Source organism: Myroides profundi (genome assembly GCF_000833025.1).
Taxonomy (GTDB): domain Bacteria; phylum Bacteroidota; class Bacteroidia; order Flavobacteriales; family Flavobacteriaceae; genus Flavobacterium; species Flavobacterium profundi_A.
The window spans coordinates 1,683,533-1,707,233 of sequence record NZ_CP010817.1; the positions used below are offsets into that span (position 1 = coordinate 1,683,533).

Annotated in this window: 25 protein-coding genes; 21 read left to right on the plus strand and 4 right to left on the minus strand. The window is 32.3% G+C overall.

Annotated elements, in window-relative coordinates; translation table 11 throughout:
• The 5 genes from MPR_RS07410 to MPR_RS07430 all read left to right on the plus strand — a co-directional run bounded on the left by MPR_RS07410 (position 1) and on the right by MPR_RS07430 (position 4,935).
• Positions 1-1,029 (plus strand): YncE family protein, encoded by a 1,029-nt coding sequence (locus MPR_RS07410; protein WP_006259109.1) that lies wholly within the window; start codon positions 1-3, stop codon positions 1,027-1,029.
• A 182-nt stretch (positions 1,030-1,211) separates the two neighbouring features.
• Positions 1,212-1,823 carry a rhomboid family intramembrane serine protease gene (locus MPR_RS07415; RefSeq protein WP_041890946.1) on the plus strand — a complete coding sequence of 204 codons (612 nt, stop codon included), beginning with the start codon at positions 1,212-1,214 and terminating at the stop codon, positions 1,821-1,823.
• A 131-nt stretch (positions 1,824-1,954) separates the two neighbouring features.
• Entirely contained in the window at positions 1,955-2,257 is a 303-nt protein-coding gene (locus MPR_RS07420; protein WP_041890949.1) for a hypothetical protein, read from the plus strand.
• Positions 2,258-2,767: 510 nt separating this feature from the next.
• Positions 2,768-4,309, plus strand: a complete 1,542-nt coding sequence (locus MPR_RS07425) for a SulP family inorganic anion transporter (RefSeq protein ID WP_041895274.1) — start codon at positions 2,768-2,770, stop codon at positions 4,307-4,309.
• A 2-nt stretch (positions 4,310-4,311) separates the two neighbouring features.
• On the plus strand, positions 4,312-4,935 hold the full coding sequence (locus MPR_RS07430) for a carbonic anhydrase (RefSeq protein WP_006259105.1): 624 nt from the start codon (positions 4,312-4,314) through the stop codon (positions 4,933-4,935).
• Between the two features lie 50 nt (positions 4,936-4,985).
• On the opposite strand, the gene MPR_RS07435 is transcribed toward MPR_RS07430, so the two are convergent.
• Complete coding sequence (locus tag MPR_RS07435) at positions 4,986-5,279, minus strand: type II toxin-antitoxin system RelE/ParE family toxin (protein WP_235280627.1); 294 nt, start codon at positions 5,277-5,279, stop codon at positions 4,986-4,988.
• Positions 5,269-5,484 carry a hypothetical protein gene (locus tag MPR_RS07440; RefSeq protein WP_006259102.1) on the minus strand — a complete coding sequence of 72 codons (216 nt, stop codon included), beginning with the start codon at positions 5,482-5,484 and terminating at the stop codon, positions 5,269-5,271. The genes MPR_RS07435 and MPR_RS07440 overlap by 11 nt, the downstream gene beginning before the upstream one ends.
• 211 nt (positions 5,485-5,695) lie before the next feature.
• Between MPR_RS07440 and MPR_RS18125 the strand changes: the two genes are divergently transcribed.
• The 11 genes from MPR_RS18125 (at position 5,696) to MPR_RS07495 (ending at position 14,395) form a co-directional block, all read left to right on the plus strand.
• Positions 5,696-6,229, plus strand: a complete 534-nt coding sequence (locus tag MPR_RS18125; protein ID WP_052472673.1) for a transposase — start codon at positions 5,696-5,698, stop codon at positions 6,227-6,229.
• Between the two features lie 32 nt (positions 6,230-6,261).
• Positions 6,262-7,131 (plus strand): IS3 family transposase, encoded by an 870-nt coding sequence (locus MPR_RS07450; protein WP_432416612.1) that lies wholly within the window; start codon positions 6,262-6,264, stop codon positions 7,129-7,131.
• Between the two features lie 361 nt (positions 7,132-7,492).
• On the plus strand, positions 7,493-8,047 hold the full coding sequence (locus tag MPR_RS07455) for a GNAT family N-acetyltransferase (protein ID WP_041890953.1): 555 nt from the start codon (positions 7,493-7,495) through the stop codon (positions 8,045-8,047).
• Between the two features lie 9 nt (positions 8,048-8,056).
• Entirely contained in the window at positions 8,057-8,902 is an 846-nt protein-coding gene (locus MPR_RS07460) for a GNAT family N-acetyltransferase (RefSeq protein ID WP_041890956.1), read from the plus strand.
• A gap of 19 nt (positions 8,903-8,921) precedes the next feature.
• Positions 8,922-9,968 carry a S66 family peptidase gene (locus tag MPR_RS07465; protein ID WP_041890959.1) on the plus strand — a complete coding sequence of 349 codons (1,047 nt, stop codon included), beginning with the start codon at positions 8,922-8,924 and terminating at the stop codon, positions 9,966-9,968.
• Positions 9,969-9,971: 3 nt separating this feature from the next.
• Positions 9,972-10,511, plus strand: coding sequence for a prolyl-tRNA synthetase associated domain-containing protein (locus tag MPR_RS07470; RefSeq protein WP_041890962.1), 540 nt, complete (start codon positions 9,972-9,974; stop codon positions 10,509-10,511).
• 2 nt (positions 10,512-10,513) lie between these two features.
• The gene (locus tag MPR_RS07475; protein WP_041890965.1) at positions 10,514-11,236 is read left to right on the plus strand and encodes a class I SAM-dependent methyltransferase; all 723 of its coding nucleotides are present in this window, start codon (positions 10,514-10,516) and stop codon (positions 11,234-11,236) included.
• Between the two features lie 12 nt (positions 11,237-11,248).
• Entirely contained in the window at positions 11,249-11,647 is a 399-nt protein-coding gene (locus tag MPR_RS07480; RefSeq protein ID WP_041890968.1) for a cytidine deaminase family protein, read from the plus strand.
• Between the two features lie 308 nt (positions 11,648-11,955).
• Entirely contained in the window at positions 11,956-12,462 is a 507-nt protein-coding gene (locus MPR_RS07485; RefSeq protein WP_041890971.1) for a hypothetical protein, read from the plus strand.
• Between the two features lie 587 nt (positions 12,463-13,049).
• On the plus strand, positions 13,050-13,556 hold the full coding sequence (locus tag MPR_RS07490; RefSeq protein ID WP_041890973.1) for a hypothetical protein: 507 nt from the start codon (positions 13,050-13,052) through the stop codon (positions 13,554-13,556).
• Positions 13,557-13,720: 164 nt separating this feature from the next.
• A complete protein-coding gene (locus MPR_RS07495; RefSeq protein ID WP_041890976.1) occupies positions 13,721-14,395 on the plus strand; it encodes a hypothetical protein in 675 nt (224 codons plus the stop codon).
• A gap of 56 nt (positions 14,396-14,451) precedes the next feature.
• Here the strand turns inward: MPR_RS07495 and MPR_RS07500 are convergent, their stop codons facing one another.
• Both MPR_RS07500 and MPR_RS07505 read right to left on the minus strand, forming a co-directional pair.
• Complete coding sequence (locus tag MPR_RS07500; RefSeq protein WP_041890979.1) at positions 14,452-15,039, minus strand: hypothetical protein; 588 nt, start codon at positions 15,037-15,039, stop codon at positions 14,452-14,454.
• Positions 15,040-15,714: 675 nt separating this feature from the next.
• Complete coding sequence (locus MPR_RS07505) at positions 15,715-16,725, minus strand: hypothetical protein (protein WP_041890982.1); 1,011 nt, start codon at positions 16,723-16,725, stop codon at positions 15,715-15,717.
• 256 nt (positions 16,726-16,981) lie between these two features.
• Here MPR_RS07505 and MPR_RS07510 point away from each other — a divergent pair, with 256 nt between their 5' ends.
• The 5 genes from MPR_RS07510 to MPR_RS07530 all read left to right on the plus strand — a co-directional run bounded on the left by MPR_RS07510 (position 16,982) and on the right by MPR_RS07530 (position 23,509).
• Positions 16,982-18,727, plus strand: a complete 1,746-nt coding sequence (locus MPR_RS07510) for an MFS transporter (protein WP_041890985.1) — start codon at positions 16,982-16,984, stop codon at positions 18,725-18,727.
• A gap of 302 nt (positions 18,728-19,029) precedes the next feature.
• Positions 19,030-20,157 (plus strand): cysteine desulfurase family protein, encoded by a 1,128-nt coding sequence (locus MPR_RS07515; protein WP_041890988.1) that lies wholly within the window; start codon positions 19,030-19,032, stop codon positions 20,155-20,157.
• Positions 20,158-20,323: 166 nt separating this feature from the next.
• Positions 20,324-21,496, plus strand: a complete 1,173-nt coding sequence (locus MPR_RS07520; RefSeq protein WP_041890991.1) for an AIR synthase related protein — start codon at positions 20,324-20,326, stop codon at positions 21,494-21,496.
• A gap of 19 nt (positions 21,497-21,515) precedes the next feature.
• Positions 21,516-21,923, plus strand: coding sequence for a Holliday junction resolvase RuvX (gene ruvX / locus MPR_RS07525; protein ID WP_041890994.1), 408 nt, complete (start codon positions 21,516-21,518; stop codon positions 21,921-21,923).
• A gap of 89 nt (positions 21,924-22,012) precedes the next feature.
• Positions 22,013-23,509, plus strand: coding sequence for a malate:quinone oxidoreductase (locus tag MPR_RS07530; protein WP_041890996.1), 1,497 nt, complete (start codon positions 22,013-22,015; stop codon positions 23,507-23,509).
• Positions 23,510-23,701: the final 192 nt, after the last annotated feature.

A 23,701-nucleotide genomic window follows, 5' to 3' on the forward strand; every position in this document is an offset into this window, starting at 1 on the left:
ATGAAATACATTAAATCATTAACGTTTTTGAGTGCTACAGTATTAGCAGCAATGGGAACAACTGCTACAGCACAATCAATAGATCAAAATAAACAAGTAGGAAAAGGACTATATGAAGTTGCTTACAATAGTGTGGACAATGGAGTATATGTTGCTTCTGTAATCGATTTTAAAACTAAAGAAGGAGTTGTTTATAAATTAAATGGCAATGACTTATCTGTTGAAAAAGAGTACAGTGTGAATGGGAATCCTGTATTTGGTATTGCAGTAAATGAAAAGACTCAAAAGATTTATGGAACGAATACAACTACTAATGCAGTGACTGTAATCGACTTAAAAACAGGAGCTACTAAAGTAATTCCAGGAACGAATGAGAGCGGTCACAATAGAGAAATTGCTATTGATGAGAAGACAAATACTATTTATGCATCAGACACACAACAAGATGGTAAAGTGTGGATCATTGATGGAGATAAAGATGTATTAAAAGGATATATAGACAATACAGGTATTTTTACAGCAGGACTTACTTTTGATACTAAAACGAAGAAGTTATACGCTGCTAATATGGGAACGAATGAAGTAGCTATTATTGATCCAACAACTAAAAAAGTGATTAAGAAGTTTGCTTCAGGTGGAGAAAGTCCAATTAATGTTTCTATTGATGAATCAGGAAGAAGATTGTTTGTGACAAATTCTTCTACAGGGTTAACAGTATTAAATGCTGACAGTGGGGAGTTACTAAAAGTAGTAAAGTTTAAAGGAGGATCTTTAGGAGTAAACTATTTGCCAAAACAAGATAAAATTGTTTTAGCAAATAGAGAAAGCGGTAAAACTGTTATTGTTGATGGTAAAACCTATGAAGTAGTTACAGAATTAGAGACAGGAAGTCATCCTAATACTGTAGCAGTAAACAAAAATACAGGAGTAGCTTATGTTACAAATAAAACAAAGAGAATGCCTAAAGTTGAAGGGCAAGAAGCTGCAGTAGATACGAATGGTGATACTGTGAGTAAAGTACAATTATAAAATCAAAGCTCATCTATTATAATTAGGAAGTGGCTACTCTGTAATGGAGTAGCCATTTTTTTTAGTATCTGTTAATATTGTCTGTTTTGAGTATTGTTTAGTTGTGTAAAATTTTATAAAAGTTATTTGATTATGGATGATTTATTGATTATAATCGTATTTTTAACATAAAATAGAGTACAGTGAGAAACGAGGAGCTTAGATTAAAGAAAGAAGATTTCTATCTACCATTATTGTTGGTAGGAGTGATGTGGTTTATATTCGGTTTACAACAATTAGGTATATTTCAAGATTGTTATGGAGTAATTCCTTGGCGTATAGAAGGCATTAAAGGAATTTTTCTAAGTCCTCTATTTCATGGTGGATTAGACCATATTATTAGTAATACTTTACCCTTATTTATACTTAGTGTAGTACTGTTTCTGTTTTATAAAAAGCAAGCGTATACGGTACTTATTATGGGATGGATTACCTCAGGCTTAGTCTTGTGGCTCTTGCCTGATTTTGGTTACTTCCAGACAAGTATGATGAGTTGTCATATAGGAGCAAGTGGATTGATTTATATGCTCTTTTTCTTTCTATTCTTTAGTGGAATATTTATTCGCAAGCTAGTTTTAATCTTAGTATCTATTATCATTGGGATACTATATGGAGGACTAGTTTATGGAGTACTACCTAGTTATGTCGCAGAGGGTGTTTCTTGGCAAGGACATTTAGTAGGAGCTTTAGTGGGGTTAGTGTTTGCCTATCAGATGAATAGGAAGAAAAGTAAAAGAAAATATAGAAGGAAGTAAGCTACATTAAGTGTGGTTTTTACATTAAAACCTTGTTTAAATGTGATGTTGTTTAGTAGAAAAACTACTTTTTATAGTAAAATTAACAAGTCTAATATTGTCATATTTCAGAAAAAAAATATTTTTGTGATATGAAATATGTATCACTAATTGTATTATTATTCTTTGTAAACTTTATCGCTACGCCGACTATTGCGGTGCTAGCTGGCATTGAATTAGAGATACCTTCTGTGACCATTTCTGAAGAAAATAAAAAGCCAATCACTAATGCAGAAGAAGAGCACAAAGGACATTTGTGGGATTTATCTGCTTCTAATCATCTTAATTTAGTAGATGTAGGGGAAGGATTGGAATTAAACTTCTCTCATTTGAAACTTGTGTATGAATCACAAGAGTTCGATATCTTATTACCCCCTCCTGAACGTTTAGTTTAATATGACTTCTATTAGTAAACACTAGTAGAGGATTTAGCAAAAGACATTTTATAGGTTATTTGCCTATCTATTTTAATAGAGATGGATGATTATAGTTCATTCTAAAACTAGCAATTGATAGATCAATGAACAGTAATTACGCAATGCAAATCGGAATTAGTACTATAATCATACGATAGTATAATGATAGCGTTATAGAAAGAGTTATGGCTTAGAATCTTTTTGTAGTATTTAGCTAATACTGTTTCTTGGTTTGTGTTCTGTAGAGTATGTGTTATGTTTCCTTTAGTTACCTATGATGTCTTTTGTTGTAACGAAAGTCTTCTTTTGCAAAATGGTTAATTGTCAGCAATTAAGAAGCCTTTAGTTCGTTAATCATTTCTTTTTTAGCTTTTAAGTATTGAATAAGTCAATATTTACCTTCTTGATTTTTTGGATAACAATGAATCAACAGACATTCTATTGCCTTTATCTGTGGCTAAAAAAGAAAAAACTAAACGTAAAATAACAATGACAAAAAATATGAGTATGGCAGCACTTAAGAAGAGTGTTGCTCCAGGCCTTGTGGTCTTTTTAGTCGCACTTCCACTGTGTTTAGGAATTGCGTTAGCTTCTGGTGCACCCCCTATTGCAGGTATTATTTCAGGTGTGGTAGGAGGAGTAATAGTTGGATTACTGAGTAATTCAAATATTAGTGTAAGTGGTCCAGCAGCAGGTTTAGCGGCTATTATATTAGGAGCTATAACGGAGCTAGGATCATTCGAATTATTACTTACAGCAGGTATTATTGCAGGAGTTTTACAAGTGATATTAGGATTGTTAAGATCAGGTACTATTGCCAACTATTTTCCATCAAGTGTAATAGAGGGGATGTTAGCAGGTATTGGGTTAGTGATTTTAATTAAACAATTGCCATTGGTTTTTGGAGTAGATGCTTTAGGTGATATCACCTCTTTTGCATCTGTCCAGTTGGGTACGGTGATTATTACTGCTATTTCATTAGCCATATTATTACTGTGGAATAAGATGAAGTGGACTAAGAAAGTTTCTTTTTTACCAGCAGCTTTAATTGTAGTGGTAGTCGGTATTTTGATTAACCAGTTTTGGATTGCTACAGGTAGTTCTTTAGCTATCGAACCATCGAGATTAGTGTCAATCCCTATGTTTGATAGTTTATCAGATATCAGTTCCATATTTGTTTTTCCAGATTGGACAGGATTTGCTAATCCTGCTGTATGGATGATTGGAGGGACTATTGCTATTGTGGCTTCTATTGAAACCTTATTGTGTATTGAGGCGACAGATCGCTTAGATCCATTGAAGAGACATACAGATACTAATAGAGAGTTAAAAGTACAAGGGATAGGGAACATTCTAAGCTCTATGATAGGAGGACTTCCGATGACTTCCGTAGTAGTACGTTCTTCTGCTAATGTGAATGCAGGAGGATTGTATAAAGCATCTGCAGTCATTCATGGTATTTTCTTATTAATAGCAGTTATCTCCTTGCCTTTAGTATTAAATATGATCCCTTTAGCATCTTTAGCGGCAGTATTAATCTTAGTGGGGTATAACCTAGCTCGTCCAGCTATTCTTATGCACTTTTGGCATAAAGGATACACACAGTTTATTCCTTTTATCATCACATTTATTATGGTAGTAGTAACAGATTTACTTGTTGGCGTCCTTGTAGGTATGGGAGTGAGTGTATTATTCTTACTAATCGGAAATGTAAGAAAAGCATTCTCTATGCATCGTCAGATAAAACAAGAGCAAGTAATATATACCTTGACTTTAGCAGAAGAGGTATCGTTCTTGAACAAGACAGCGATTAAAAACAGACTTTATCAATTACCAGATAATTGTCACTTGGCTATAGACGCAAAGCGTATGGGGTATATCCATGTAGATGTCTTAGAGCTTATAGAGACGTTTATAAATGAAAAGGCAAAAGAAAAAAACATACTGATTACAACAACAGGTTTTCACAAAGAAGTGAAAGTATCAGGAGACCAACAAAACATTATTTTATCACATAGAAAAACTATTTAATTATGAATTCATTTACAAAAGAAATATTAGCAAATACAACACCAGCACAAAGCTTAGAATTATTATTAGAAGGAAATAACCGCTTTGTAAATAACTTGAAGTTTAACCGAAACTTCTTACACCAACTACAAGAGACTAAGGATGGTCAACATCCCCATGCCGTTATTTTGAGCTGTATGGATAGTCGTGCCCCACTAGAGCATGTATTAGATCAGGGGATAGGAGATATCTTTAGTTTAAGAATAGCAGGTAATGTATTGACAGATGAAGTAATCGGAAGTATGGAGTATGCCTGTAATGTAGTTGGTAGTAAATTAATCATGGTATTAGGACACAGTAGATGTGGTGCTGTGACAGGTGCATGTAATCACACAACTTTAGGTAAACTAGACACTATATTAGAACGCATCCACCCAGTAGTAGATAAAGTTCGCCAAAAACACAGTAATGAAGATTTGTCAGCATCAGAATTAGTAGAGTTAGTGACGATGGAGAATGTAAGAACGATAGTCGCACAGTTGCAAGAAGTGAGTCCTTCGTTGACTAAATTGATTGCTGAAGAAAAAATAGGTGTAGTAGGAGCTTATTATGATGTAGTAAGTGGGAAGGTTGAATTGATCTGTTAAGATTATTATTGATTAGAGGAGAAAGGGGTGTCATTCGTGATACCCTTTTTTTATACAGGATACTTATCACTGTTCTGAGAAGTATTAAAAACAGCTACTATATGTATCATTTGCTTATAAGGATCGACTCTAAAAAAAATGACATACGGAAATTTCTTAATAGAAATAACTCGTATGTCATTGTATCTTATCTGAAAGAAAGGATTGCTTTTTAATACCTTCAATGTTTTATCAAATTCTTTTTTAAAGGAATTTAGAATACGTTTAGATATCAAAATATAATACTCAAATATAGCATCTAAGTCATGTATAGCACTTGGAAGTATAACTATATTATAAGTCATATTTTTTGTATAGTTCATTAAGTGCCTTATCAAGAGAAATATAACTCTCACTAGGTTCTGCAAGCCTTTGTTCTAAGATGCCTTGTTGTTCTAGAGTTAGGTTAAGGTCATTAATCTGTTCACTATAATCAGCACCAATTATCTCAAGAAACTCTTGAAATACTGCTTTTTTATCATTTGGTATTATGACGTGATAGTTTATCATAGCGTATGGGTTAAGTTGTTGATAATTAATTGTGTACTCTTCTACAAAGGTATTTATTTTTATTTGATAATTATTTATATATTCAAATATTTACTAATTTATGTAATCTAGTTAAGTAAGGTAGACTATTTATGATAAGTGTACACTTATAGTAGTGTGGGATGAGTTGACCCGTCCTAAAAAAACTGTACAGTTTTTAAAACATTAAAAGATGGGAAGAGAACCAAAAAACAAAGAGCGTTATCATTTAAAATTCATAGAACAAATAGTTCAAGAAATAGAGAATGGAGCAAGTCAAAATTCGGTAATTCGCGAGTATAGCCTAAATAAATCTACGCTAAATCGTTGGGTTAAGAAATATGCAAGTCCCGAGTATCATGCTACACGTAAGAATAAAGTTTATTCAGAAAGCCTTAAACGTCAAGTAGTTCATAGTATTACGGAACACCATATGACAGCACAAGAAGCCTGTATAATGTATGGTGTAGAAAGAATAAGTACAATAAATAACTGGTTGTTAGTTAATTATAATAAAAACATAGATATTTGTAATGAAATTGATATTCCGTCACTTATGGAAGAAAAAACATCCAATACAGAATCTTTAGAAATTAAAGCTTTAAAAAAGGCTTTATCAGAGGCACAATTTAAGATAGTAGCTTTAAATACATTGATAGATGTAGCAGAGAAAAGTTTGGATATTGATATCAGAAAAAAGTCTGGTTCCAAGCAGTTGAAGAAGTAAAACTCTTATACCCTAATAAGGGAATAAAAAAAATATGTCAACTGTTTGGTAAAACTCGAAGTGCTTATTATCAGTCAATAGACAGATACGCAAGTCAATCTATTAAAGATGAGATTATTCTTCAAGAAGTTTTAAATATTAGAGCTACTCTACCAAGAGTAGGTACTCGAAAACTTCAACATATGTTACAAGAACGCTTAGGTTCGCACAATATAAGCGTAGGAAGAGATTATCTGTTTGATTTATTAGACAGTCATAAAATGTTGGTTAGGCAACGAAAGCGCAAAGCATATACAACAGACTCCAGAGCTTGGAGAGGACAGTATTTAGACTTGTATAATGGAGTAAAAGTTACTAGACCAGAACAATTTTGGGTAAGTGACATCACCTATATCAGGTTAAATAATACTTGGGGCTATTTAAGTTTAATCACAGATGCTTATTCTCATAAAATAATGGGCTATAGTTTTAGCTTAGATTTAACTACTAATGGATGCTTACAAGCCTTGAAAATGGCATTAAAGAACAGGATTTATACAGAGAAACTTATTCATCATTCAGATCGAGGATGTCAATACTGCAGTAGTGTTTATACTAAAATACTGATAGAAAACAACATATCTATTAGTACAACACAAGGTGGTGAACCAAGAGATAATGCAATAGCTGAGCGTGTAAATGGTATAATTAAAGGTGAATTTGATTTAAACTATTCAAGTTTAGGTTATCAAAAAACGATTGATAAAATTAAGAATAGTATAGAAGCTTATAACCAAATTAGACCTCATGATAGTTGTGATAGGTTAACTCCAAATCAAGCTCATTTAAAGACAGGTATTCTAACTAAGAGATGGAAGAATTATTACAAGACTAATAAACAAAAACAACAACCTGTACAGTAATAAAAGGATTAATAAAAATCTGTACAGTATTAAGTAGGATTATTAACTATAGCTGTACAGTTATAGTAGGACGAGACAAGTCTTAGTTGCGTTGAGTCCGTAGTGAGTCCGTTATGAGTCCGTACTCACTCCGTTATTTTATAGAAAATAACGGAGTCATTACACTATCATAATAGAGATAGTAGAGAAAGATGGTAAACTAAGTCAGAATGAAAGTCAAGGATAGCTCTTCTTTTGTCTTTTCAGTCTATAAAAATGTTGATTCACACTTGTTTATTTATCTTATATGCTGACTTTTTTTTAATTTGCAGAAACCTAAATATATTCAATATTATATTTAGTTCACTTAGAATGACACAGAATGAGAGAATTTATATTTGACCATATTGAAACTTCCCGTTTTAAATTGCGAATACTAGAAGCAGAGGCTTATCAAAACTTTTTAAGATTAGCTACTGCAGAAGAACTTTTGCATTATATAGGTATCCCTGAAGAGGAAGTAGAACAAGAAAAAACAAAAGCAGCCTATGGCTTCCGAACTTATAATAAATCATATTTGATGTTTTTAATCATTGATAAAGAAACAGAGGATATATTAGGATATTGTGGGTATCACACTTGGTATTTAGAACATGATAGAGCTGAGATAGGATATGGACTATATAGTGATTACTCAAAAGGAAAAGGTGTGATGAGTGAAGTCTTAAACACAGTATTGAATTATGGATTTGAAATTATGCAATTAAGACGAGTAGAGGCCTTTATTAGCCCAGATAATATGGCTTCCTTAAATACAGTGAAGAAGTTTGGATTTACTAGAGAAGGACAATTGAGAAGTCATTATGTAAAAGGAGGACAGATAGAAGACTCTGTTGTCTATAGCTTATTATACAAAGAATACAGTAAACTAAAGTAACAAGAAGATATGAAAATTAGAAGCCTTAGAGAAGTAAGTGTACGCGAGCTCACAGAAGTATTTAATGATTCATTTTCAGATTATATACTTCCCTTTCACTTAATAGAAGATAGCTTGGCATTTAAACTTAATAGTGAATTGGTTGATTTAGACTATTCTATTGGGGCGTTTGATAAGGGTAAGTTAGTTGCTTTTATGCTAACAGGAGTGAAAAGAGTAGATGAGCAAACCTATTACTATAATGCAGGTACAGGAGTGAGACCAGCTTATAGAGGCCAGCGGTTAGTCGCTCAGATGTACAGTTATGCTATTCCTATTTGGAAAGAAGCAGGGAGTAGTGTAAATCTATCCCTTGAGGTCATTAAAGGAAACGATAAAGCTATTCGCGCTTATAGGGCTCAAGGATATAATATAAGTAGAGATTTATTGTGCTTTAAAGGGCAACCACGTGAGATGCATTATAAAACAGCTAATATTGTAATAGAAGATGTAGAGCAAGTATGTTGGAAGACGGTTCTTCCATTTTGGGATATTCAACCAAGTTGGCAAAATTCAATCGCTGTATTAGAAAAAGCTAAGGAAGACATTCGATTTAAAGTGGCTAAAATGAGAGGTAATATTGTGGGGTATGTAATCTATCACAAAAGTAATGGGAAAATATTTCAATTAGCAGTGGACAAGACTCATCGAAATAAAGGAATAGCAAAACTTCTAGTGAATGATGTGGTCAATATTTTGGAAACCCCTATTCTGATTACTAATGTGGATGATAAAGGAGTGGATCTCATCTCGTTTTTAAAGAGAATAGGCTTAGAGCACTATATTACTCAACATGAGATGATCATGAAACTATAGGTAAGGAGATTATAAGTATATGAGGACAAGATTAATAAAACCAAAGAAATTAAAAGTAGGAGATACAGTAGCTACAATTTCTTTGTCATGGGGTGGGGCAGGTGAGTTACCACATCGTTATCAAGTAGGAAAAGCTCGATTAGAAAACATATTTGGACTTAGAGTCATAGAGACACCTCATGCTTTAGAATCAGCAGCATGGATTTATAATCACCCAGAGGCAAGAGCTCAGGATTTAATGGATGCATTTATGGACCCAGAAGTAAAAGCTATTATTACCAATATAGGGGGAGATGAGAGTATTCGATTATTAAAGTATATAGATTATGACGTGATAAGAAATAATCCAAAGATATTTCTAGGGTTTTCAGATAGTACAGTAACACATTTTATGTGCCTAAAAGCAGGATTGAGTTCTTTCTATGGTACTTCGTTATTAGTGGGATTTGCGGAGAATGGTACAATGCACGATTATCAGATACAAGATATCAAGCGAACACTGTTCGATGTAGAGCCAGTAAATATAGTATATCCAAATACAGAAGGTTGGACTACAGAGTATTTAGATTGGTTTGATGTGAGCTTACAAAACACTAAACGCAACTTGATTCCATGTGAAGGGTGGCGCTATGTGAGAGGAGATAAAAGCGTACAGGGGACTTTAATTGGTGGATGCATGGAAGTATTAGAAATAATAAAAGGAACGGAGCTTTGGCCAGAATTAGATGTGTGGAAGGGAAGTATATTGTTTTTAGAAACTTCTGAAGAAAAGACAGCTCCTCTTTATATAGAGCGTTGGTTAAGAGGGTATGCAGCAATGGGAATTTTAGATGTGGTAAATGGAATTATAGTAGGAAGGCCTTATGACAATATGTATGCTGAGGAATATGAACAAATACTACTTAAGATACTTGATGAAGAAGGCTTAAGTACACTACCAGTGATAACACAGATGGACTTTGGTCATACATGTCCAAGTTTTACTTTACCTTATGGTTGTATGGCTGAGATAGATAGTATTAATAAACGTTTCTCTATTCTAGAGAGCGCTGTAATAGATAGATAAAATATGTTTTATGTTAGTGAAGTATCATTAGAACGACCGTCAATATATCTTTCTGGATTACAAGAACAAACTTATGATGTGTTGTCAAAGCTTTCTATGACTTGGCAAAGAGTTGAAACAGAGGAGGCAATTACAATGGAAGATTGTTTGTTGATTAACGAGAGGTTAGATATGAATATGGTCAAAACACTTTTTTTGTGCAATAGACAGAAAACGATGTTTTATCTATTTATTACATTAGGAGATAAGCCTTTTAATAGTAAAGTATTTAGTGAGGCTTTAGGCATCTCTAGGGTTTCGTTTGCACCAGCAGAGATGCTATACGAAAAGATGGAGACCAAGGTAGGAGCAGCATCTATATTTGGATTATTAAGAGAATCAACTAGCAATATTCAATTAGTATTTGATCAAGATGTTTTGGATCAACCTTTTTATGGCTGTAGTGATGGAACTACCACTCATTATTTGAAATTGCATACAACAGATATAATTAATAAGTTAGTTCCTTTCTTAAATAGAGACTTACTAACAATTAAACTATAATTATGGAAGATCAATTATACCAAAATGTAGATCTGGTTCAATTTTACGATTATGACAACTTATGGGACAATGAAGAAAAGTATATACAACTAGCAGATAAAGCTAAAACAGTTTTAGATCTAGGATGTGGAACAGGGCGATTAGCTACTGTTTTATCAGAAAGAGGAAAAGATGTCGTAGGGGTAGAGTATGCTCAAGCGATGCTAGATAAGGCAAAGAAAAGAAGTTCAGAAGTAAAATGGGTTCAAGGAGATGCAAGAACTATTTGCTTAGAGCAGAAGTTTGATTTGATTATTTTATCAGGTCATGTATTTCAGGTTTTCTTGACGAAAGAAGATCGTTTAGCTGTCCTAGAAACAGTTAAAGAGCACTTAAATAAAGGAGGTAGGTATATCTTTGATAGTAGAAATCCGTTAGTAAAAGATTGGTTAACCTGGACAAAAGAGGAGTCTATACGTCAATTTAAACATCCTCTGCATGGGCAAATCACAGCGTGGAATACTTATGAAGGAGATGCAAAAGCATTGACTTATACAACTTATTATAGTATTGATAATACACAAGAGAGTTTTAGTTCACAATCTATGATTGCTTTTCCTAGCTTTAATGAGATAGGACAATTAGTAACTGATGCAGGGCTGGGAATAGCAGAAGTATTTGGCGATTGGGAATTTAATAGGTATAGTGAACATAGTGAGGAAATAATATGGTATGGATATGCCTAATAAAAAAAATAAATGGAAGCAAAGGAATTAAAGCAAATTGCTCATAAGTATGCAAAGTCAGTTGAATTAAATGACTTTGTTGCGTATGGTAGTGTGGCGGCAGCTATTGAGACTATAGACGGTAATATATATACAGGGATTAGCATTGATACTGCTTGTTCTATGGGATTCTGTGCAGAGCATGGAGCAATAGCAGATATGCTAAAGCATGGAGAAAATAGAATAAAACGTGTAGTAGCTGTAACTGAGAAGGGAGAGGCTGTACCTCCGTGTGGAAGATGTAGAGAGTTTATGACTCAATTAGCGCAAGATAATGAAAATGCAGTTGTAGAAGTAGAAGATGATCACTATGTAACTTTAGGATCGCTTATACCTTATGATTGGAAGAAAGGAATGAAGCGAAAATGGTAAAGATGTTCTTTGCTATTCGATTATAAAAGACTTTAGTATATACTAGAGTCTTTTTTTGTACGATCCCTTTTTTACGAATAGTTTATTATGTGTTTATCAATTTTATTAGTTCACTATTAAACTATGTTTATTTAGTAGTAAAATCACATAAAGTGATTATTTAACAAATATAAGAAAATGAGATTGTTAAATATTAGTTATAATGTACAGTTGTTCACTGATTGTGAATTTATTCTGATGTTTTGTTTTGGATAATACATATATGTGAGTATATATTTGTCAAAAATATAAATATAGCGACAATTAGTATGGAAAAACAAACTCTATTTAGTATCCTATTTTTAGTGATGTCTGTTGTAAGTCTTACAGCCTGTTCTTCTAGTGATGATGTACAAGTCACAGAGGCTGGGCAGAATAATTCTAAAATGTTTGGTAAATGGGAATTTGTAGAAAAAGTAGAATTGGATATAGATGGTAAGATAGTAAAAGAGATTTCAGCAAGCAGTCTTAATATCCCAGCTCAAACAGTAGATTATTACAAAGGAGGAATCTCTATTCAAACTGACTATGTAAATAAGAAAGATGGTCAAGGTAATTATTACAATAAAAGATCTCCTAGACAATGGATGCTAAGTGGTACTAGATTGTACTTAGGTATTAGTAAAACATTAGAACAAAATGCTGAGCAGATCTATGATGTTCAAGTATTAAATCAGAATGAGTTAATTATTGAACGCAAAATAGATGCAAATGATGGTAATCGTTATACTTCTAACGTAAGCAGTATTAAAATTACCTATAAAAAAGTGAACTAGTCTTTTACTACTCATAAACATTAGACCCTTACCGTAATTATTACAATGTAAGTAGTAAAAAGATTCTGTAAATAATAAGTAATATAACTTTGAAGAACAGTTATCAAAACGAGGGTGGAGATAACTGTTTTTTTGTTTTTAAGTGGTGTAAGAAGAATAAATAGAGGAAATACTCACTATAACTAAAGAATATAGCAGCTTTTAAAATAGTGTTTTATCTTTATAAGTGATTTGTTTATCAATGTTAATGTGTGAAAAATAGATATTTTAAATATGTTATTTTTGTAAAATTTATGAAGTAAATAAATGCTTTGTTTTCTTATATTAAAAACAGTATAGAGTATTTTTATTTTATTATTATTTAGGATTTTCTTTAGTTTTTTGCGTAAATCTATGTTATATTTTAGGTGTGGTATCCTTAATAAATTCTCATAGTTTAGCTTTCTAGATTTTGGCTTGATGTCAGTCTTAATTAATTGTTATAATCGACTGTTAATTATGTGACCTATTTATAGTAGGGACTTTTGTCTTGTTTTTTGTTGTTTTTGTCCTTGTAACTTTGTCAAAAAATTACAAAACAAAGGATTATGCAACAAAAATTACTTTTTTTATCAATGTTATTTATGCTATTTTTTACCATTATTTCTTGTTCTAGTGATGATATTCAGGTTACTCATCATGGTAAAAATAAAGCGCTAATACTTGGTAAATGGGAGTTAGAGAGTAAGAATTATTATGATGGATATGGCCATCATATATACAGTGCGACTGAAGAGGACATTAATTACCCTCCTCAAATATTAGTATTCTATAGACAAGAGATTATGATTCAGACTGACTTCTATAAAGAGGAAGGAGAACTAGAGGTAGTCTGTAGTGAACAATCTCCGTTCCAATGGTGTATGAGAGAAGATAAATTATATTTAGGTATTGGTAGAGAAGTAGACTCTAATGATTATCAAGAATATGATATTCTAGTTTTAACGGATGATAAGCTAGTATTGGAGAGAGAGGTTAATGAATATGATAATGACCTTTTTCAATCAAGAGCTAAATATGTTTGGATTACCTATAATAGAGTATCTAGTCACTAGGTATAGTTAGGGTATAATATGGTTTTAAATAATTGGGCTGTTTTAGGAAGGAGACAAGTGAACCAGAAACCCAGTATAATTAACAGGTGTTTCACAAATGGACAGCTGTAATTAGATGAGAAAAGTGTATCTTTCACACTGTAAATAGACAGTGAAAATAATATATGGGATTACAGATAGGAGGGCTAGTAATAGATAAAAATTACGAATCTGATTTAGAGGGATTAGAAGTAATACTAAACAAGAAATTAGTGTTTGAAGATGAGGTCGTGTTTAAAAAGGCTTCAGCTAATGATAAAGAGTCAGATGTATTAGATATCTACTTTTTAGACGATGCGACTCTAATTATGTCATCTATAGCTATAGCTTCTTTAGCATATAAGGCAACTCAACAGAAAGTGATGTCTTTTGTTATAGATGAAGAAACAATGTTATTTAGCCTTTATTATACAGAGAATGGCTTCTTGACTAGAAAAGTGATAGAAGTAGAAGGAGATGTAGTAGAAAGTAGAGGGGAACAATTCGAATATGAGGATGTAGAGGAGAGTAAAGTAGAGCTCATCTATCATCTAATAGAGGATATCTTAGGTGAATATTTATGGGATATAGAACCTCAAGAGAGATGTATGCGTTTCGGGGTTAATGAGATAACTGTACAAGAGAAACAGGAAGTCGTTACTTCTATACCTTCTTTTGAATTTGAAGATTTAGGGGGTGAAGAATATTCGTGTGATGAAAGCAAAGTAATTAATATGAATGAGGAAATCACTAAGGTTAAAAAGCAAAAGAAATCATCGATCATAAAGCAAGTTATAAAAGGACTAGGATTAAAGAATTAGTCCCTAGTATTATTTAAATATAAAAGGGAATCTATTGTTTAGATTCCCTTTTATATTTATTCTTTTTTCTCAACAGGTTTGTTTTTGTTGATTTCATCTTGAAGTTGACGACGTATTCTTTGTTCGCGTTCTAGTGAAGATTTTCTTAGTTCTTCTAGCTCTTCTTCAGTTTCAGTTAATTTTCTATTGACTTCTCTAATTTCAGAAAAGCTTCTTTTAAAGCGATAGTATATTACTCCTAATACAATAATTAATATACCTATAATCGACCATATTATAGTTAAGAAAGTTGATTTCTCTGAAGACATTCCTAAAACTTCAATATTCTTAGTAGAAGACAATGAAGTAGAAAGAGAATCTCTTGTTATTTTTAGCTGTGAAGCTAAGCTTTCTACAGACTCTTTATGTTCTAACGAGGCATCTTTATTGTTAGCGATAGTAAGGTGTAACTTAGTAAGAGAATCATTTACATTCTTCTGTAATTGGTGTATCTTTTCTACTTCAACAATTTTAGATTTTTGCCAATTCGTTGATTCGTTTAATAAAGTATTGAATTGATTATCTATTGTATTTGTTCTTTCTTGTGCAAAGCTCGCTAAGCTAATTGCAATTAAAGCAACAGTAAATGTGAATTTATTTCTCATCTATATTTTTTATTCTGGTATCTTCAGAGTGACACTTGTTAGTATAATTTATTTAGCCCTTTCTTGTAAAATCTTCATTGTAGAAAATATCAAAACTAAAAAAGTGAAAAGTACAATAGTATATTAATCTTTAGATACTTTTAAAAATTATAGAAAGAATAAAGAACTATTGTTTTATTTAAGACCTTTTGGGTTTTGTTTACAAGTGCAATATATAAAATGTTTAGTATTATCTAAAATTGTTTTAAAATTCTAATAAAATTTGAATATAAACACTTCTAAGCCTCAATATCAGTATGCTAAATTGTGTAATAGTTGTGTTATTTTGAATAAAATGGAAGATATTTAAAATTTTTGAATTTTATTGTTGTAGCAATTTTTGAATTTTGAAGGCAAAAAAAGTTAAAAAGTGCCATATAATAGATGAGATATAAAAACAGAGATTCATGTACAGTCTTTTTTGAGAAGCTATGTTTTCACTGTTTTTGTAGTTCTTGAGGTTTTATATAGCTGTAGTTTTTGTTAATTCTATATAGATGTTTAGTACCATTTTTTGTAAGATTAGTAATCTTTTACTTTTGTAAGATTTATAAAAAACAATACATATTATTGATAATAATAAAAAAAGCCACTGCTTTAACAGTGGCTTTTATATCTAATTATTGCTTTAAAAAATTACTTTTTCTCTGTTGTAATTGTACCAAAAGTTAGTGCCGGTTTTACAAACGTTCTATCTGAGTTACTAGACTTTACGAATGTTAGATTTCTTAATGAGATCTCGTGTAATAACTTTGGCTCAGAACCATCTGCAGGTTCAGTCCATCTTGACTTGATAACAATTTGCCCTTTAGAAGCGATCCAATATTCTTCTAATTTATTTGGGTTATTGGTATTTGATCCTGGTATGTCCCCTTGGTACTCACATACCTGATTTAGGTTGATTCCTGTACGACTATATTGTTTTAGACTTACTACTCTTTTTTCGTTTAGTTCTATAATACTCTCAGTCGTAGGTTCTGTAGGTAGGTCTCCTTCTGTAATATTTAAGATTAAAGCCTCTTTATCTTTTAGATTATACAGTGAGTTATTACAATTAAAGTTGTCTAATCCATTCCCGTTATTATTATCAAATTTAAAAGCTAAAGTCCTATTAGCATAAGTGGTAGAACCAAAAGGCATATTGTCATATTTAATATTTGTATCCCCTTGATTAAAATTAACATTTAAAAGTGAAAACGTATATTGATAAATAAGGTTCACGCTGTTATTTGCTGCTGTAGTGTTATTAGTAACTTGTACAGTTCTATCGATGATTACAGTTCCTCCAGGTGATGCTGCTATACTCTGGATAACAGAAGGTGTGGCAGGCGGAGGAAGGTTACAGATAGATTTGCCTTCTACTTTATCAGTGTATTTTCTATAGTCTAGACTAGTATCAGTTCCATTAATATCTACTCTAGCTCTAGAGATAGTCTCGTCTCTCATAATATTATCAGCATCTATCACTAGTATAAGTGCTTCATCTTTTTGTAACTTATAAAAGATTTTATCTGCTCCTGGTGTAGTACATCTTTGTACAGCAGTTACTTTACTAAAGTCAATGTCTTTATATACTAAATTACCATCATCACATGAGGTAAGTAAAAATATGAAAGATATACCTGCAAGGGTAAAAAACTTTTTCATCTGTAGTGAATATATTATTATCTACAGCAAAAATAGTTTTTTTCTTTCTATAAAACGGTTTGCATTGGTATATTATGTTTATTTATATGTTTTATATTTATAGACATTATATTTTTGATAATTAAAGGGGGAGTTTTAGTGTTTTATAATGCTCATTAAAGATAGAATAAAAAAAATGAATGTCTTTTTTAGGGGAATATAGTATTTGTCTATATTTGGATGTGTTAAATTAATCGTAATAAATCATCATACTTATATGAGTAACTCGACAATAAAAACTAATTATCCAGCACTGTATACATTAGTAACGGTCTTCTTCTTTTGGGGATTTTTTGGAGCAGGTAATAGTATTTTTATTCCATTTTGTAAAGCGTATTTTCATCTGGATCAATTTCAATCTCAATTAATTGATTTTGCTTTTTATACAGCGTATTATTCAGGTGCTTTGATATTGTTTATTTTAAGCACAGTTAAAGGAAAGGATCTTGTAACGAGTTATGGTTATAAAAAATCTATAGTATTTGGTTTATTATTTTCGGCAGTAGGAGCAGGATTAATGATCTGGGCTGTCAATGTTAATGTTTATACAGCGTTATTAGTAGGACTTTTTGTGGTAGCTCTAGGTTTCTCGTTACAACAGATCGCTGCTAATCCTTTGGTGATCTCTGTTGGAGACCCTAAGACAGGAACGAGTAGAGTAAGTTTAGGAGGGGCAGTTAATTCATTAGGAGGGACTATAGGACCATTGCTAATGGCGTTTGCTTTATTTGGAAGTACAGTGGCGCTTACAGATGATCAAATACAACACCTGAGTCTGTCTAGTATGACTCTTCTATATACAGGTGTAGGAGCTCTTTTTGTTATTGCAGCTATGTTATTTCGATTCTCAAAAAAGATACCTGATGGTGTGCGTATTGAACCTATGGAACCAGCTAAGAAAGCGATAGGAACTTTAGTTACAATGACAGTATTATTAATGATGATTTATGTACCAGTATTTAGTACATATAGTCAGTCAGCTAATGAGCCTATAGAGCTATTGGTTAAAGAAAAAGAGATTTTAGAAAACAAGAAGGTAGATGTATCTCAGGAAGGAGAGAAAGAGAAAGCAATAGCGTTTTTAGATACTCAAATTGTAGAGATTAAAGAAGGCTTAGATAACAAACGGATTATGTTACTTTCGGCTGCTTTAATAGTAATAGGTGGAAGTATTGGGTTTGCTTTTAGAAGTAGTAGAAAGAATAAACAAGGATGGGGTGCAATGCAATATCCACAGTTGTTACTTGGGATGTTTGGTATTTTTGCTTATGTAGGAGTAGAGGTAAGTATAGGTAGTAATCTAGGTGAGCTGCTTAAGTTAGAAGAGTTCGGTAATCTGCAATCGTCTCAAATCACTCCTTATATATCGATGTATTGGGGAAGTTTAATGATTGGAAGATGGGCAGGTGCTGTAAGTGTATTTAACCTTACTAAAGGGAAACAACTATTAGCGATGATCATTGTACCATTTTTAGCTTATTTCGCTGTTCTTGGGGCTAATTATTTGGCAGGTAATAATATCACTCCTTTATACTATTATTCAATATGTGTGGTTTTACAAATCGTATTAACATATTGGGCAAAGAATAAATCAGCTAGAACCTTAATGTTGTTCAGTCTTTTTGGATTGTTGGCAATGTTAGTTGGATTGTTTAGTACAGGTATGGTTGCTATTTATGCTTTCTTAGCAGGCGGTTTAGCTTGTAGTGTATTATGGCCAGCTATTTTTAATATTGCTATTATAGGATTAGGTAAGTATACAGCTCAGGGATCTTCTCTTTTAATCATGATGATATTGGGAGGAGGTATTATTCCTCCGATTCAAGGAAAGGTAGCAGATATATTAGGTATTCACCAATCTTATATAGTGAGTTTACTATGTTTTGCTTATTTATTAGCCTTTGGTTTAGTAGCGAAACGAGTATTATCAAAACAACAAATAGATATTGATAATATTGATTAGTTTTTATCTGAAAAAAGACTTTACAATTTATACATCTTGGATTAAATGTATATAAATGAGATAAAGTAAATAAGATAAGGAGTGTGAATTTATACTTGTTTGTATAGTGATATTATTACAGAAGATCAATATGAGAATAACGAAGAAAGAATTCGTTAATTTCGTAAAAGTCTTGAAAAGTTGTAATTTGATTTGCGCTAATAATACGAGTTTTATTACATTTGCGAATACGTGACAATTAAAGACATGACAAAACAACTCTATTCAAAGAGTATAACAATAATTTTACCAACACAAATAAAATGAAACACGTTTATCTTGATAATGCTGCGACAACATCTGTACGTCCAGAAGTAATCGAAGAAATGGTTAATGTACTTAGAAATGATTATGGTAATCCTTCTTCAACATATGCTATCGGAAGACATGCAAAGTCGTTAGTAGAAAATGCAAGAAAAGTAATAGCAAAACAATTTAATGCTACTTCTTCTGAGATTATCTTTACTTCTTGTGGAACAGAAGGTAATAACTGGATTCTACGCTCTGCAGTACGTGACTTAGGAGTTAAGAGAATAATTACTTCTAAATTAGAGCATCATGCTGTCTTAAATACTGTGAAGCAACTAGGTGCAGAATTTGGTATAGAAATAGTGTTTTTAGATATTCAACCTACTAGTGAAATTGATTATAAGCAATTAGAAGAATTATTAAAAGATGAATCTAAGCTTACATTAGTGAGTTTAATGCATGTTAATAATGAGGTGGGTACAGAATTAGACTTGAAGCGAGTAGCTACATTATGTGAAGCGAATCATGCTTTATTTCATTGTGATACTGTACAGTCTATCGGTAAAACTAAAATAGATCTAGCAGAAACACCAATAGATTTTATTGTGGCTAGTGCTCATAAATTTCATGGACCAAAAGGAATTGGTTTTGCTTTTATCCGTAAGAAAAACGTGCTAAAACCTGTGATGTTTGGTGGAGAGCAAGAAAAAGGGCTAAGAGCTGGTACTGAAGGTGTACACCAAGTGGTAGGTATGGCGAAAGCACTAGAAATGGCTTATGAATTACTAGATGAAGAAAGAGCGCATATTACTAGTATTAAAGAATACTGTAAAGAGAGACTAGTAGAAGTATTCCCAGAAGTATGTTTTAATGGAAATAATGTAGGGTTCTATAATATCTTGAATGTATTATTGCCGTTATCAGAAGAGAAAGCAGCAATGATGTTGTTCCAATTAGATATGAAAGGAATTGCAGTATCTCGTGGAAGTGCATGTCAATCAGGAAGTCAAAAGCCTTCACATGTATTATCTCAGTTTTTATGTGCAGAGGATTTGAAGAAGCCTAGCTTAAGACTTTCTTTTGGTCATGAAAACACAAAAGAAGATATTGATATTTTAATCGAAGTATTGAAAACAATCTAATCAGATTGTAGTTTAAATATAAATTAAATCCACTCCTAGAGAGTGGATTTTTTGTTTTTAGAATTGAGAAGTAGTAATCTTAACTAAAAAAAGAGAAAACTTCACCAAAAATAAGATTGCTTTACATTAACATTAGCGCTAAATTTGCAGAAACAACACAACATTTATGAGTTCGAATAATAGATACGCACTACGCGGGGTTTCTGCTGAGAAAGAAGACGTTCACAATGCAATTAAGAACATTGATAAGGGATTATTCCCAAAGGCATTTTGTAAGATTATACCAGATCATTTAACAGGAGATGAAGATTACTGTTTAATTATGCATGCTGATGGAGCGGGGACAAAGTCTTCTTTGGCTTATATGTACTGGAAAGAAACAGGAGATATTTCTGTATGGAAAGGAATTGCTCAAGATGCATTAATCATGAATATTGATGATTTATTATGTGTAGGAGCGACAGATAATATTATGCTTTCTAGCACTATAGGGCGTAATAAAAATCTAGTTCCAGGAGAAGTTATTTCTGCTATTATTAATGGAACAGAAGAATTAATTAATGAACTAAAATCTTTTGGAGTGACTATTCACTCTACAGGAGGAGAGACCGCTGATGTAGGGGATTTAGTTCGTACGATTATTGTTGATTCTACTGTGACTGCTCGTATGAAGAGAAGTGATGTTATTGATAATGCTAATATCCAAGCAGGGGATGTTATCGTAGGTTTAGAATCATTTGGACAAGCTACTTATGAAAAAGGGTATAATGGAGGTATGGGAAGTAATGGATTAACATCAGCTAGACATGATGTTTTTGACCATTCTTTAGCTGCAAAATATCCAGAGAGTTATGATTCATCGGTACCAGAAGAGTTAGTCTATTCAGGAAAAGTACATCTTACTGATGCTGTAGAAGGTTCTCCTATTGATGCAGGTAAGCTAGTGTTATCACCTACTCGTACCTACGCTCCGATTATTAAATCAATATTGAATAAATATAAATCAGATGATATTCATGGAATGATTCACTGTAGTGGAGGAGCACAAACTAAGATTCTTCACTTCGTGGATAAATTACATATCATAAAAGATAATATGTTCCCTGTTCCACCGTTATTTAAGCTAATTCAAGAGCAATCTAATACAGATTGGAGAGAGATGTACCAAGTGTTTAACTCAGGGCATCGTATGGAATTATATGTAAGACCAGAAGTAGCAGCTGATATTATTGCTATCTCGGAATCTTTTAATGTAAAAGCTCAGATAGTAGGAAGAGTAGAAGCATCAGAAGAGAAGCAATTGACAATCACTTCTGAATACGGAACATTTAAGTACTAAAAAAAACATACAATATAAAATGGCAAGATTGCTTTCTATCGATTTCGGTAAAAAACGTACAGGTATAGCTGTAAGTGATGAATTACAAATTATAGCTTCAGGATTAACGACAGTTGATACAGAGCAATTATTGCCATTTCTAAAAGATTATTTTTCTAAAGAGAAAGTAGAGAAGGTTATTATTGGAGAACCAAAACGATTAAATAATGAGCCTTCTGAAGTAGTCCCTTTGTTAAATAGCTTTATTGAGAAGTTTAAATCGTTATTCCCAACTATGATTGTGGAGAGAATTGACGAGAGATTTACGTCTAAGATGGCTTTTCAAACAATGATTGATAGTGGACTCAAGAAAAAACAAAGACAGAATAAAGCGCTGATAGATGAAATAGCAGCAACTATTATTCTTCAAGATTATATGAGAAAATAAGTTAGTCATTTTTTACTTTATTTAAGAAAAGTTGTTGGTTATTTCTCTTAAATAAAGAGTAATTTTGCATATTAAATAAATCCGATATAATGTCAAGTATACAAAAATCAGAGGCTGATGTTGTTTTGGTAGGGGCAGGTATTATGAGTGCTACTCTTGGGGTCCTACTGAAAGAGCTGAAACCAAACTTAAAAATTGAGGTTATTGAGCGTCTCGACAGTGCGGCTGCCGAAAGTTCTGATGCAATGAATAATGCCGGAACTGGACACTCTGCGTTTTGTGAATTAAATTATACGCCTGAAAAAGCAGACGGTACAATAGATGCTTCTAAGGCAATCAATATTGTAGAGCAATTCGAAGTTTCTCGTCAATTTTGGTCTTATTTGGTAAATAAGGGAGTCCTTAAAAATCCAAGTAATTTTATCCATACTGTACCTCATATGAGCTTTGTATGGGGAGAAGATAACGTGAACTATCTTAGAAAACGTTATAATGAACTTCAAAAATATCCATTATTTCAAGGAATGGAATTCTCTGATAATAAAGAGAAAATAAAAGAATGGGCTCCATTGATTATGGAGAACAGAAAGGAAAGTGAAGTATGTGCTGCTACACATATGAATCTTGGAACGGATGTTAACTTCGGAGATCTTACTCGTCAATTATTTGACTATCTAAAGAATGAGGATGGAGTTAATATGACTTTTAACTGTGATGTAACAGATATTAAAAAAACTGGTTCTGATTGGACAGTGTCTGCAACTGATAGTAAAGGACAAAAGAAAGTAATCAAATCTAAGTTTGTATTTGTAGGAGCAGGAGGAGGAGCAATCCTTTTATTACAAAAAGCTGATATAACTGAAAGTAAAGGTTATGGAGGTTTCCCTGTTGGAGGAGAATGGTTGGTATGCCGTAATCCTGAAGTAGTTAAGAAACACATGGCTAAGGTATATGGAAAAGCATCTGTAGGTGCACCACCAATGTCTGTACCTCACTTAGATACCAGATTTATTGATGGTAAGCATTCATTACTTTTCGGTCCTTATGCTGGTTTCTCAACAAAATTCTTAAAGAAAGGATCATACTGGGACTTAATTAAGTCATTAGAACTTAATAATATTGGACCAATGTTAGGTGCTGGTCTTCGTAATATGGATTTGACTAAGTATCTAATCGAGCAAGTATTACAGTCTTCAAAATCTCGTTATGCAGCATTGAGAGAATATTATCCAGATGCTAAAGAAGAAGATTGGAAACTTGAAAAAGCAGGACAACGTGTTCAGGTTATCAAAAAAGATAAAGATGGAAAAGGTATCTTACAGTTTGGAACGGAAGTCGTAAGTGCTGCAGACGGATCTATAGCTGCATTATTAGGTGCTTCTCCTGGAGCATCAACTGCAACGCCAATTATGTTAAAGCTTTTATCTCAATGTTTTAAAGAAGAGTTTAAATCTGCAGAATGGCAAAGTAAGTTTAAAGAAATGATTCCTACTTTTGGATTGAAATTAAATGAACATCCAGAATTGGTAGCTACAACTAGAGAAAATACTAGTAAGACTTTAAAAATATATCCACATAATAACTAATGAGAAGCCTCCTAAATAGGAGGCTTTTTTATATAACGACTATTTATAATCCATATATTGAGAAAAGATCTCGTATAGAAATGTAAATAGTGTGTGTTGTGATGAATTTAACTATTATATTTACATACGCTTTTCTCTTGGTTAGATAATGACTTTTTAATTATAAATATTTGATATACATTTTTTTACATA